This window comes from Streptomyces caniscabiei, assembly GCF_014930365.1.
Classification (GTDB): Bacteria; Actinomycetota; Actinomycetes; order Streptomycetales; family Streptomycetaceae; genus Streptomyces; species Streptomyces caniscabiei.
This window is the reverse complement of sequence record NZ_JABXWI010000013.1, coordinates 157,755-169,689: the sequence shown is the minus strand read 5'-3', so window position 1 is coordinate 169,689 and position 11,935 is coordinate 157,755. Positions and strand designations below refer to the sequence as shown.

General features: G+C 72.3%; 12 protein-coding genes. 6 read left to right on the top strand and 6 right to left on the bottom strand.

What is annotated here, in order from left to right; genetic code table 11:
• Positions 1 to 80: 80 nt before the first annotated feature.
• The 4 genes from HW837_RS33015 to HW837_RS33000 all read right to left on the bottom strand — a co-directional run bounded on the left by HW837_RS33015 (position 81) and on the right by HW837_RS33000 (position 4,065).
• Positions 81 to 1,184, bottom strand: a complete 1,104-nt coding sequence (locus HW837_RS33015; RefSeq protein ID WP_045562957.1) for an acyl-CoA dehydrogenase family protein — start codon at positions 1,182 to 1,184, stop codon at positions 81 to 83.
• A complete protein-coding gene (locus tag HW837_RS33010) occupies positions 1,181 to 2,365 on the bottom strand; it encodes an acyl-CoA dehydrogenase family protein (RefSeq protein WP_045562958.1) in 1,185 nt (394 codons plus the stop codon). Before HW837_RS33010 ends, HW837_RS33015 begins: the two co-directional genes overlap by 4 nt.
• Positions 2,362 to 3,339: an NADPH:quinone oxidoreductase family protein gene (locus tag HW837_RS33005; RefSeq protein WP_193380882.1), complete on the bottom strand. Its 978-nt coding sequence runs from the start codon at positions 3,337 to 3,339 to the stop codon at positions 2,362 to 2,364. Before HW837_RS33005 ends, HW837_RS33010 begins: the two co-directional genes overlap by 4 nt.
• 129 nt (positions 3,340 to 3,468) lie before the next feature.
• Positions 3,469 to 4,065, bottom strand: coding sequence for a helix-turn-helix domain-containing protein (locus tag HW837_RS33000; RefSeq protein WP_045562960.1), 597 nt, complete (start codon positions 4,063 to 4,065; stop codon positions 3,469 to 3,471).
• A gap of 78 nt (positions 4,066 to 4,143) precedes the next feature.
• Between HW837_RS33000 and HW837_RS32995 the strand changes: the two genes are divergently transcribed.
• The 5 genes from HW837_RS32995 (at position 4,144) to HW837_RS32975 (ending at position 8,942) form a co-directional block, all read left to right on the top strand.
• Positions 4,144 to 5,091, top strand: a complete 948-nt coding sequence (locus HW837_RS32995; protein ID WP_045563015.1) for an NAD(P)/FAD-dependent oxidoreductase — start codon at positions 4,144 to 4,146, stop codon at positions 5,089 to 5,091.
• Positions 5,092 to 5,227: 136 nt separating this feature from the next.
• A complete protein-coding gene (locus HW837_RS32990) occupies positions 5,228 to 6,766 on the top strand; it encodes an ATP-dependent DNA ligase (RefSeq protein ID WP_045562961.1) in 1,539 nt (512 codons plus the stop codon).
• Positions 6,763 to 7,230: an NUDIX hydrolase gene (locus tag HW837_RS32985; protein WP_045562962.1), complete on the top strand. Its 468-nt coding sequence runs from the start codon at positions 6,763 to 6,765 to the stop codon at positions 7,228 to 7,230. Before HW837_RS32990 ends, HW837_RS32985 begins: the two co-directional genes overlap by 4 nt.
• 64 nt (positions 7,231 to 7,294) lie before the next feature.
• Complete coding sequence (locus tag HW837_RS32980) at positions 7,295 to 8,680, top strand: NADP-dependent succinic semialdehyde dehydrogenase (protein ID WP_045562963.1); 1,386 nt, start codon at positions 7,295 to 7,297, stop codon at positions 8,678 to 8,680.
• A 25-nt stretch (positions 8,681 to 8,705) separates the two neighbouring features.
• Positions 8,706 to 8,942, top strand: a complete 237-nt coding sequence (locus tag HW837_RS32975; RefSeq protein WP_045562964.1) for a DUF6213 family protein — start codon at positions 8,706 to 8,708, stop codon at positions 8,940 to 8,942.
• 88 nt (positions 8,943 to 9,030) lie between these two features.
• On the opposite strand, the gene HW837_RS32970 is transcribed toward HW837_RS32975, so the two are convergent.
• Together HW837_RS32970 and HW837_RS32965 are read right to left on the bottom strand one after the other, a co-directional pair.
• On the bottom strand, positions 9,031 to 9,693 hold the full coding sequence (locus HW837_RS32970) for a thiaminase II/PqqC family protein (protein WP_193380881.1): 663 nt from the start codon (positions 9,691 to 9,693) through the stop codon (positions 9,031 to 9,033).
• An 81-nt stretch (positions 9,694 to 9,774) separates the two neighbouring features.
• Positions 9,775 to 11,001: an acyl-CoA dehydrogenase family protein gene (locus HW837_RS32965; RefSeq protein WP_093789714.1), complete on the bottom strand. Its 1,227-nt coding sequence runs from the start codon at positions 10,999 to 11,001 to the stop codon at positions 9,775 to 9,777.
• A 172-nt stretch (positions 11,002 to 11,173) separates the two neighbouring features.
• Here HW837_RS32965 and HW837_RS32960 point away from each other — a divergent pair, with 172 nt between their 5' ends.
• On the top strand, positions 11,174 to 11,818 hold the full coding sequence (locus tag HW837_RS32960) for a TetR/AcrR family transcriptional regulator (RefSeq protein ID WP_045562344.1): 645 nt from the start codon (positions 11,174 to 11,176) through the stop codon (positions 11,816 to 11,818).
• Positions 11,819 to 11,935: the final 117 nt, after the last annotated feature.

Sequence of the window (11,935 nt, the reverse complement as noted above, 5' to 3'; positions counted from 1 at the left end):
CGTCGAGGCGCGCACGGAGAAGCCCGCCCCAGGTGGGGCGGGCTTCGCTCGCTGTTCTCCGGCGCTTCTCCCGGCGTCGGTCAGGGGGCCTGGAGGTCGACCAGTTCGGCCAGGGCCGCCCGGTGGGCGCCCGCCGTGCCGTACGCGATCGAGTCCGCCTTGGCCCGCTTCAGGTACAGGTGGACCGGGTGCTCCCAGGTCATGCCGATCCCGCCGTGCAGCTGGAGCGCTTCCTCGGCCGTGTGGACGGCCACGGGCGCGGCGAAGGCCTGGGCGACGGCCACCGCGAGGTCGGCGTCGTCGCCGCCGGTGGCGAGCCGGTCGGCCGCGTTCCGGGCGGCGGCCCGCAGGTTGACGACCTCCAGCCACAGCTGCGCGAGGCGGTGCTTGAGTGCCTGGAAACCGCCGACGGGCCGGTTGAACTGCTTGCGCTCCTTGAGGTAGCGGACCGTCTCGGTCAACGTCCATTCGGCGAGGCCGAGTTGTTCGGAGGCGAGCAGTCCGGCCCCGGCGCGCAGGGCGCGGCGTACGGCGGGCTCGGCGTCCCCGAGGAGCCGTCCCGGCGCCCCGTCGAGCGTCACCGTCGCCAGCGGCCGGGTCAGGTCGAGGGACACCTGCGGGGTGACGGTCACCGCCGAGGTGTCGACCGCGTAGAGGCCCCCGTCGTCGGCGGGCACCAGCAGTACGTCGGCGACGGCCGCGTCGGCGATGCCGGTCAGCTCTCCGTGCAGGGCGCCGTCCTCGAACCGTACGACCTTGTAGGCGCTGCCCGCGGAGAGGTGCAGGGCGACGGCGAGGGCGCCGATCCGGCGGCCCGACGCCAGGTCGCCGAGGAGGTCACCGGCGTCGGTGGCCAGCAGGGCCTCGGTGGCGACGACGGCACTGGTGAGGTACGGCACCGGGGCGACGCTCCGGCCGAGCTCCTCCAGGACGACGGCGGCTTCGCGATGCGTGGCGCCCTGGCCGCCCAGCTCCTCGGGGACGAGGAGGCCGGCGAGGCCCATGCCGTCGGCGAGCAGCTTCCACAGCTCACGGTCGTGCGGCGCGTCCGACTCGGCGCGGGCGATGACTCCGGCCGCGTCGCAGTGGTCGGTCAGCAGGTCGCGCACGGCCGCGCGGAGGGCTTCCTCGTCCTCCGAGTACAGCAGGTCGGGCTCTGCGCGCTGGGGCGACTGGGTGCTCATCGGGCGAGGTCCTTCCACGCGACGTCCTTGTCGGTGCGCGGTTCGCCGGGCAGGCCCAGGACGCGCTCGGCGACGATGTTCAGCAGGACCTCGGTGGTCCCGCCCTCGATGCTGTTGCCCTTGGAGCGGAGGTAGCGGTAGCCGGCGTCGCGGCCGACGAAGTCGACCAGTTCGGGACGGCGCATGGTCCAGTCGTCGTACAACAGGCCTTCCTCGCCCCGGAGTTCGACCTCCAGGCCGCTGATCTCCTGGTTGAGGCGGGCGAAGGCGAGCTTCATGCCGGCGCCCTCGGGGCCGGGCTGGCCGGCGACGAGCTGCTGCCGCAGCCGTTCGGCGGTGAGCCGGGCGGCCTCGGCCTCGACCCAGAGCTTCAGCAGCCGCTGGTGGAGGTCGTGGGTGCGCAGTTCGGGGCGTTCGCGCCAGGTCTTCGCGACCGGGCCGATCATGCCGCCCTCGCGGGGCAGCCGCATGCCGCCGATGGCGACGCGTTCGTTGTTGAGGGTGGTCTGCGCGACCTTCCAGCCGTCGCCGACCTCGCCGAGGCGGCGCGAGTCCGGGATGCGGACGTCGGTGATGAACACCTCGTTGAACTCGGCCTCGCCGGTGACCTGCCGGAGCGGGCGGACCTCGATGCCCGGGTCGGTCATGTCGCAGAGGAAGTAGGTGATGCCCCGGTGCTTGGGCACGTCAGGGTCGGTGCGGGCGATGAGGATGGCCCAGCGGGCGACGTGGGCGCTGGACGTCCACACCTTCTGCCCGTTGACGACCCAGTCGCCGTCGCCCTGCCGGACGGCCCGGGTGCCGAGCGCGGCGAGGTCGGACCCGGCGCCCGGCTCGCTGAAGAGCTGGCACCAGACCTCCTCACCGGTCCACAGGGGGCGCAGGAACCGCCGCTTCTGCTCCTCGGTGCCGTAGGCGAGGATCGTGGGCGCGGCCATGCCGAGGCCGATGCCGATGCGGCGCGGGTCGTTGTCGGGGGCGCCCTCGGCCGCCAGGTCGGCGTCGACCACGGCCTGGAGGGAGCGCGGGGCGCCGAGGCCGCCGAGGCCCTCGGGGTAGTGCACCCAGGCGAGTCCGGCGTCGAAGCGGGCCCTCAGGAAGTCCAGCTTGTCGGTGGTGGCGGGCGGGTGGGCGGCCAGCAACTCGGCCGTGCGGCGCCTGAGGTCGGCTGCGTCGGTCATGCTGCGGCTCCGTTCTCCAGCGAGGGCACCACGACGACCCGGCCCGTGGTCACACCGTCGGCGACGCGCTGCACGGCGGCGGCCGCCCCGTCGAGCGGTGCGCGCTCGCTCACCAGCGGCTTGACGACGCCCCGGGCCGCCAGCGCGGTGAGCTGCTCGTGGCAGTGCTGGACCAGCTTCGGGTTCTTGGTGTTGTACAGGCCCCAGTGCAGGCCGAGGATCGCGTAGTTCTTGACGAGGGCGTGGTTGAGGCCGGGGCTGGGGATGGTCCCGCTGGCGAAGCCGACGACCACGATGCGCCCCTCGAAGGCGACGACCTTGGTCGACTGCGTGTAGGCCTCGCCGCCCACGGGGTCGTAGATCACATCCGCGCCCCGGCCTCCGGTGGCTTCCTTCACAGCGGAGACGACGTCCTCGCTCCGCCGGTCGATCACCACGTCGCAGCCCAGCTCCCGGGCCACGGCGGCCTTGTCGGCGCCGCCCACGACACCGATGACCGTCGCCCCGGCAGCCTTGCCGAGCTGCACCGCCGCGCTGCCGACCCCTCCGGCGGCAGCGTGGACGAGCAGGGTCTCCCCCGCTTCGAGGCGGGCCCGGCGGTGGAGGCCGAACCAGCCCGTCTGGTAGCCGATGTGGAGGGCCGCGGCCTCGGCGTCGTCCAGCGACTCGGGCGCGGGCAGCAGGGCGGCGGCATCGGCGACCGCGTACTCGGCGAAGCCGCCGTGGGGCAGCGCCGGATTGGCGAGAACCCGGCGGCCGTCCTCGGTCTCCCCGCAGATCTCCACGCCCGGCGTGAACGGCAGCGGCGGCCGGACCTGGTAGTGCCCACGGCACATCAGCACATCGGGGAAGTTGATGTTCGCGGCACGCACCTTCAGCAGGACCTGGCCGTCGCCGGGCGTGGGCCGCTCCACGTCCTGGAGCCGCATCACCTCGCTCGGCTCGCCGTTCTCGTGCACTTGCCATGCCTGCATGCGGTGCCTCCACGGACTGCTTCGGACTGCTTCGTCGGGCCCCGGCCCGACTGCCGCATGCATACTAAGCGGTCGCTTGCCCTCCGGGGAACAGCCGAGGGCGAGTAGCGTGCGTCACGGCCGCGTACGTCACGACCGTGCCGGCCGGGCCCGCACATGCATCCGCTCCCCCTGCGGCCCGAACAGGCTGAGGAACTCCACCGGCCCCTCCCCCGTCGACCCGAACCAGTGCGGCACCCGGGTGTCGAACTCGGCGGCCTCCCCGGCCACCATCACCACATCATGTTCGCCGAGCACGACGCGCAGTTTCCCGGACATCACATACAGCCACTCGTAGCCCTCGTGGGTGCGCGGCTCCGGCTCCTGCCGCGACTGCGGGATGAGCACCTTGAAGGCCTGGAGCCCGCCCGGCTGCCGGGTGAGCGGCCAGTACGTCCGCCCGTGCCGCTGGATCGGCTTCGACCGCACCCGGGGATCGCCCACCGGCGGCTCCCCGATCAGCTCGTCCAGCGGCACCTGGTGGGCCCGCGCGATCGGCAGCAGCAGTTCCAGGCTGGGCTTGCGCAGCCCCGACTCCAGCCGCGACAGCGTGCTCACCGAGATGCCGGTCGCCTCCGACAGCCCGGCGAGCGTCGCCTCGCGCTCCTTGCGGATCCGCCGCAGCCGCGGCCCGACTCCTGCGAGCACCTCGTCCGTGCCGCCGGTCTCCTCACCCTTCTCACTCATCGTTCCATTGCAGTTTCGGCAAAGACATTTGTCAATACGGCAGTTCTCACGCGACCGTCGGGCATGGAGGTGGTCACCATGACCCAGCAGTACGAACCGATCGAGCGGTACGAAGTGATCGTCATCGGCGGCGGCGCGGCAGGACTCTCCGCCGCCCTGGTCCTCGGCCGGGCCCGGCGCCGCACCCTGGTCGTCGACGCGGGCGAGCCCCGCAACGCGCCCGCAGCGCACATGCAGGGCTTCCTGTCGCGGGACGGGATGCCCCCGGCGGAGTTCCTGGCCGTCGGCCGGGAGGAGATCGCCCGCTACGGCGTGGAGCTGGTCCGGGGCCGGGCGGTCGACGTCACCCGGGACGACGACGGCCGGCACCTCACCGTCACCCTCGCGGACGGCCGGACCGCGCGCGCCCGGCGCCTGGTCGTCGCCACAGGCCTGAGGGACGAACTCCCGGCCGTTCCCGGCGTCGCCGAACGCTTCGGCCGGGACGTCCTGCACTGCCCCTACTGCCACGGCTGGGAGGTCCGCGACCGGCCCTTCGGCGTGCTCGCGACGTCCCCGCTGAGCGTCCACCAGGCCCTGATGGTCTCCCAGTGGTCCAAGGACGTGACCCTGTTCCTGCACGAGGTCCCCGAGAGCGACCTCTCCGACGACGACCTGCGCCGCCTCGCGGCCGCCGGGGTCCGCGTGGTCCCCGGCGAGGTCGCCCGCCTGGTCGTGGAGGACGACCGCCTCACCGGCGTCAGGCTCGCCGACGGCACGACCCACGCCCGCTCGGTGCTCTTCACCGCGCCCCGCCCCCTCCCGCAGACCGGCCTGCTGGAGAAACTGGGCGCCGACCTGGACGAAACCCCCTTCGGCGCCTACCCCGTCATCGACCCGACCGGCCGGACCACGGTCCCCGAGGTCTGGGCCGCGGGCAACGCGATGGGCTTCTCCGAACAGGTGATCAACGCGGCCTCCTCGGGCTACCGAGCAGGCGCAACCATCAACGGAGACCTTCTGATGACGGACCTGGACGCGAGATGATCGATCGGCCCGAAGGGCCATCGCTTTCAGGGGCGCGGGGAACTGCGCGAGAAGCCCCACCCACCCGCACCCGCCGACGAAACCCGCACCCCCACCCCAATGGGCGCCCGGCCAAACTCCGTAGGACCATGACTCCATGCTCTTCGCCCGGCTCGCCCGCGTGTCGCAAGAGATCGCCGCCACCTCGGCCCGGTCCCGCAAGACCGCCCTGCTCGCCGAACTCTTCCGCGACGCCGACGCGGCGGACGTCCCGATCGTCATCCCCTACCTCGCGGGCCGGCTGCCCCAGGGCAGACTCGGCATCGGCTGGAGGGTCCTGGACCAGCAGATCCTGCCGGCCGGCACCCCCACCCTCACGGTCCGCGAGGTCGACACCCGGCTGACGGTGATCGGCGCGGTCACCGGCACCGGTTCGCAGGCCGAACGAAGGCGCCTGGTCGGCGAGTTGCTGAGGGCGGCCACCGAGGACGAGCAGCGCTACCTGTTCGGCCTGCTCACCGGGGAGGTCCGTCAAGGCGCCCTGGACGCCCTCGCCGTGGAGGGGCTGGCCGGCGCCACCGGCGCGCCCGCCGCCGACGTACGCCGGGCGGTGATGCTGGCCGGCTCGCTCCAGACCGTGGCGCAGGCCCTGCTCACGGAGGGCGCGTCGGCCCTCGACGCGTTCCGGCTCACCGTCGGGCGGCCCGTCCAGCCGATGCTGGCGCACAGCGCGTCCTCCGTCGCGGAGGCCGTGGCGAAGCTCGGTGTGTGCGCGGTCGAGGAGAAGCTCGACGGCATCCGCGTCCAGGTCCACCGCGACGGCGACCGCGTACGCCTCTACACCCGCACCCTGGACGACATCACCGACCGGCTGCCCGAACTGACCGTCGCCGCACTGGAGTTGAGGGGCGAACGGTTCATCCTGGACGGAGAGGTGATCGCGTTCGACGAGACCGGCCGCCCCCGCTCCTTCCAGGAGACCGCCGGACGCGTCGGCTCCCGGCTGGACGTGGCGACGGCCGCCGCTCAGGTCCCGGTCTCGCCGGTCTTCTTCGACGCCCTGTCCGTGGACGGCCAGGACCTCCTCGACCTGCCCTTCGCCGACCGCCACACCGAACTGGCCCGCCTCGTCCCCGAACCGATGCGCGTCCGCCGCACCCTGGTGAACGGCCCCGGCGACCTCCCCGAGGCGGAGGGCTTCCTCGCCGCCACCCTGGAACGCGGCCACGAGGGAGTCGTGCTGAAGGCCCTCGACGCCCCCTACAGCGCGGGCCGGCGCGGGGCGTCCTGGCTGAAGGTCAAGCCCGTCCACACCCTCGATCTGGTGGTCCTGGCCGCCGAGTGGGGCCACGGCCGCCGCACCGGCAGGCTCTCCAACCTCCACCTCGGCGCCCGCACCGCCGACGGCTCCTTCGCCATGCTCGGCAAGACCTTCAAGGGCATGACCGACGCGCTGCTGGCCTGGCAGACCGAACGGCTGACGGAACTGGCGGTGGAGGAGCACCGCTGGGGCGTGACCGTCCGCCCCGAACTCGTCGTCGAGATCGCCTACGACGGCCTGCAGCGCTCCACCCGTTACCCGGCCGGCGTCACCCTCCGCTTCGCCCGCGTGATCCGGTACCGCGAGGACAAGACCCCCGCGGAAGCCGATACGGTCGAGGCCCTGCTCGCCGCACACCCCGAGGTGACCCGTTGACCACACCCAAGCGCAGTGCCGGCCTGCTGCTCCACCGCCGCACCGAGCACGGCGTCGAGGTACTGCTCGGCCACATGGGCGGCCCGTACTTCGCGCACAGGGACGCGGGGGCGTGGAGCGTGCCCAAGGGCGAGTACGAGCCGGACGAGCCCGCCTGGGACGCGGCCCGCCGGGAGTTCCAGGAGGAGCTGGGGCTGACGCCGCCCGACGGGGAGGCCGTACCGCTGGGCGAGGTCACGCAGAAGAACGGCAAGATCGTCACGGCCTGGGCGATCGAGGCGGACCTCGACCCGGCGACCGTCGTACCGGGGACCTTCCGCATGGAGTGGCCGCCGAGGTCGGGACAGCTCCAGGAGTTCCCTGAGCTGGACCGCGTGGAGTGGCTCACCGTCGAACGGGCCAGGGCCGTGATCGTCCCGGCGCAGGCGGAGTTTCTCGACCGTCTCCTGGAGCACTCGGGCTGAGTCCGCGTTGCGGCGTGCGCCGTCGCGCGGGAAGGTCGAAGGACAGCCCACGCAGGAGGCCAGCATGCCCATCGCCACGGTCAACCCGGCGAACGGCGAGACCCTGAAGACGTACGACGCCCTGGGCGAGGAGGAGATCGAACACCGCCTCGCCACCGCCGCCGCCACGTTCCGCGCCTACCGGACCACCTCCTTCGCGGAACGCGCCCGGCTGCTGCGCCGGGCCGCCGACCTCCTCGACGAGGACACCGAGGACGTCGCCCGGGTGATGACCACGGAGATGGGCAAGCCCGTCAAGCAGGCCCGCGCCGAGGCCGCCAAGTGCGCGAAGGCGATGCGCTGGTACGCCGACCACGCCGAGGTGCTGCTCACCGACGTGGAGCCGTCCGACGCGGACGTGAAGGACTCGGGCGCCTCCCGGGTCCTCGTCCGCTACCGGCCGCTCGGCCCCGTGCTCGCCGTGATGCCGTGGAACTTCCCGCTCTGGCAGGTGATCCGCTTCGCCGCGCCCGCCCTGATGGCCGGCAACGTGGGCCTGCTGAAGCACGCCTCCAACGTCCCGCAGACCGCGCTCTACCTGGAGGATCTCTTCCGCCGGGCGGGCTTCCCCGAGGGCTGCTTCCAGACCCTGCTCGTCGGCTCCGGCGCCGTCGAGGACATCCTGCGCGATCCGCGGGTGAGGGCCGCCACCCTCACCGGCAGCGAGCCCGCCGGGCGGGCGGTCGCCTCGGTCGCGGGCGACGAGGTCAAGAAGACCGTGCTGGAACTGGGCGGCAGCGACCCGTACGTGGTGATGCCCTCCGCCGACGTCGAGAAGGCGGCGCGGGTCGCCGTGACGGCCCGGGTGCAGAACACCGGCCAGTCGTGCATCGCCGCCAAACGGTTCATCGTGCACGCCGACGTGTACGACGCCTTCGCCGAACGGTTCGTCGAGGCGATGCGGGCGCTGAAGGTGGGCGACCCGCTGGACGAGGACACCGACGTCGGCCCGCTCTCCAGCGAGCGGGGCCGCGAGGACCTGGAGGAGCTGGTCGACGAGGCCGTGGAGAGCGGCGCCACCGTCCTGTGCGGCGCGGAACGGCCCGACGGGCCCGGCTGGTTCTACCCGCCGACCGTCCTCGCCGACATCACGCCCGAGATGCGCGTCCACCAGGAGGAGACCTTCGGCCCGGTGGCCACGCTGTACCGGGTCGCCGACCTCGACGAAGCGATCGCGATCGCCAACGACACGCCCTTCGGGCTCAGCTCCAACGTGTGGACCCGGGACACCGCCGAGGTCGACCGCTTCGTCCGGGACCTCGACGCCGGCGCGGTCTACGTCAACGGGATGACCGCCTCCCACCCGGCGTTCCCGTTCGGCGGGGTCAAGCGGTCCGGATACGGGCGTGAGCTGTCCGGACACGGAATCCGGGAGTTCTGCAACATCACCACGGTATGGCACGGGGCGTGAGCGTTCCGCGGCTACCATCCCCGTTGTGAACCGCGAAGTGACTCTGCCTCTGATCGTCGACGACCGCGGGACCCTACAGGTGTCTGCGGCCGATGTGAGCAAGCTGCTGCGGACGGTGGGCGGGCGCTGGCTGCACCTGGTGGAGGCGGGTGAGGAGCTCGACGAGGACACGGTGGCGGCCCTGACGATCGAACTGGCGAAGCTGGCGGACCGGATCGACGTGGCGTGCATCGCGCACAGCAGCGGGGGCGCCTCCGGCTGAGGCCCGGTCCGCCCACGCGCCGTAGCCCCCACGTCGGTACGCGCCCGCGGGTGCGTCGTGGCTTGTCGCGCAGTTCCCCGCGCCCCTTTCAGAGGCGCGCCAGCGTCGTCCAGAACATCGACTCGTACCTCTGGAGCAGTCGGCCGTAGCCGTCGGCCGCCCCCTCGTCGATCCGGTCGGCATCCAGCCCGGCCTGTACCGCCGCCCTCGCCCTCTCCTCCAGTTCCGGTGCGGGCTCGGCGAAGAAGTCGAAGAAGGCGCAGGCCTCGTCGGTGAAGGCGTAGTGGTCGCGAAGGGCCTTCGAGATCGTCGCGCAGTAGCCGCCCCAGGACGCGAAGTTGGCGGTCAGGGCGAGCACCACGTCGGCCGGTGCCGCGCCGAGGGCGAGCCGGGCGACGTACGACGGGTAGGCCTGACAGCCCGGTAGCGGCTCGTACCCCGCGGCCCGTTCGGCGTCCACCCCGCACGCCTCGGCGTAGGCCCCGAGCGCCCGCGCCGCCACCGCCTCGCCCTCCGCGAGCATCTCGAAGAAGGGGGCGGCGGCCGGCTCCTCGACCGCCGACCGTTCGGCCAGATGGCGGAAGGAGCGCAGGTCGGCGGCGATGACGAGCCGCTGCTCCAGCGCGAGCACGGCGAGGGTGCCGACCCCGGCGGCACCGGAGCCGATCAGCGGCAGCAGGGGGTTGTCGCTCGGATCGGGCGCGAGCCTCGCGGTGATCGCTTCCAGCACTGCTCCGGCCGTACGCGTCATCGAGCACTCCCGTCGGGTTCACATGTCGTCACCGCTGATCAGCAGCCCGCAGCCCGACCGACACAGTCACACCCCACGGCGCTACCGAATCGGCATCCCCGACAAGGTCCGGGCGATCACCAGCCGCTGCACCTCACTCGTACCCTCGAAGATGGTGTAGATGGCCGCGTCCCGGTGCATCCGCTCGACCGGGTACTCACGGGTGTACCCGTTGCCGCCCAGGATCTGGATCGCCTGCGCCGTCACCTTCTTCGCCGTCTCGCTCGCGAACAGCTTCGACTGGGACCCCTCGGCCGCCGTGAACTGCTTGCCGTTGATCGCCATCCAGGACGCCCGCCACACCAGCAGCCGCGCCGCGTCGACGGAGGTCCGCATGTCCGCGAGCTGGAAGGCGACGCCCTGGTTGTCGATGATGGGCCGACCGAACTGCTCACGGGTCTTGGCGTAGTCGAGGGCGACCTCGTACGCGGCACGGGCGGTGCCCACCGCCATGGCGCCTACGGCCGGGCGGGACGCCTCGAACGTGGCCATCGCGGCGTTCTTCACGCGCTCGCCGCCGGCCTTGGCCCGCTCACGGGCCCGCGCCAGGCGCTCGTCGAGCTTCTCCTTGCCGCCGAGCAGGCAGGAGCCGGGGACGCGCACGTCCTCCAGGACGACCTCGGCGGTGTGGGAGGCGCGGATGCCGTGCTTCTTGAACTTCTGGCCCTGGGACAGACCGGGCGTGTTCGGCGGGACGATGAAGGACGCGTGACCCTTGGAGCCGAGCTCGGGGTCGACCACGGCGACGACGACGTGGACGTTGGCGATGCCGCCGTTGGTCGCCCAGGTCTTGGTGCCGTTGAGGACCCACTCGTCCTTGGCCTCGTCGTAGACCGCGCGGGTGCGCATGGAGGCGACGTCGGAACCGGCGTCGGGCTCGGAGGAGCAGAACGCGGCGACCTTGACGTCGTTCGCGTCGCCGTACATCTGGGGGATCCAGGTGCCGATCTGCTCCTCGGTGCCGTTGGCGAGGACGCCGACGGCGGCGAGGCCGGTGCCGACGATGGACAGGGCGATGCCCGCGTCGCCCCAGAACAGCTCCTCCATGGCCATGGGGATGCCGAGGCCGGTGGGGTCGAAGTACTGCTGGGCGTAGAAGTCGAGGGAGTAGATGCCGACCTTGGCGGCCTCCTGGATCACCGGCCAGGGGGTCTCCTCGCGCTCGTCCCACTCGGCGGCCGCGGGGCGGATCACATCGGCGGCGAATCCGTGGAGCCAGTCGCGGACCTCTCGCTGTTCCTCGTTGAGTTCCATGGTGAACTCGGCCATGACGCGCCTCCAGCACTGCACTAAGATGTTACCTGCGGTAACGAGAGTCTGTTACCGGTCAGTAGGAAAAGTCAACTCCCGGGATGAGCTCGGTAGCCCGTTCGATCCGGTCGTGTCAATCAGTGTTAGTTTGCGCAGGGCGTCACTGTCATCAGTATTTGGGGGAAGACTCATGGACACCACGCAGCGGACCGACCAGGAGCGGTCCGCCGACCGCCGTCGGCGCGAGCTGCTGGAGGCCGCGGACCGAGTCGTGCTCCGCGACGGCCCCGGAGCGTCGATGAACGCCATCGCGGCCGAGGCCGGCATCACCAAGCCGATTCTGTACCGCCACTTCGGCGACAAGGGCGGACTCTACGCCGCCCTCGCCCAGCGTCACACCGACGCCCTGCTCGACTCCCTGCGGGCCGCGCTGGACGCCCCGGCGGAGCGCCGCGAACGCGTCGAGGCGACGCTCGACACCTATCTGGCGGCCATCGAGGCCCGCCCCCAGGTGTACCGCTTCCTCATGCACCCCGCCGAGGGCGGGCAGCCCGGCGACCAGAGCTTCGACGTCGGCAAGCACTCGGCCCCCCTCCTGCGGCGCATGGGCGAGGAACTCGGCACGGTCATCGAGGACCGCCTCGACCTCGGCCCCGACAGCCGCCTGCTGGCACGTGTATGGGGCCACGGCATCGTAGGCATGATGCACGCCGCCGGCGACTGGTGGCTCGGCGAACGCCCCCTCACCAGGGCCGAGTTGGTCCGCAGCCTCGCAGACCTCCTCTGGGGCCGCCTGGCAGCAGCGGGCGACAAGGTCGGCGGCCCGGGCTTCTAGGGTTCCTCTTAGGCGAAGTCGGTCGTCAGCGCCCCTGAAAGGGGCGCGGGGCTGTATCGATATGCGGCTCCGCCGCGTGGGCGCGAGAACCCCCACCGAACCCGCACCCGCCGACGA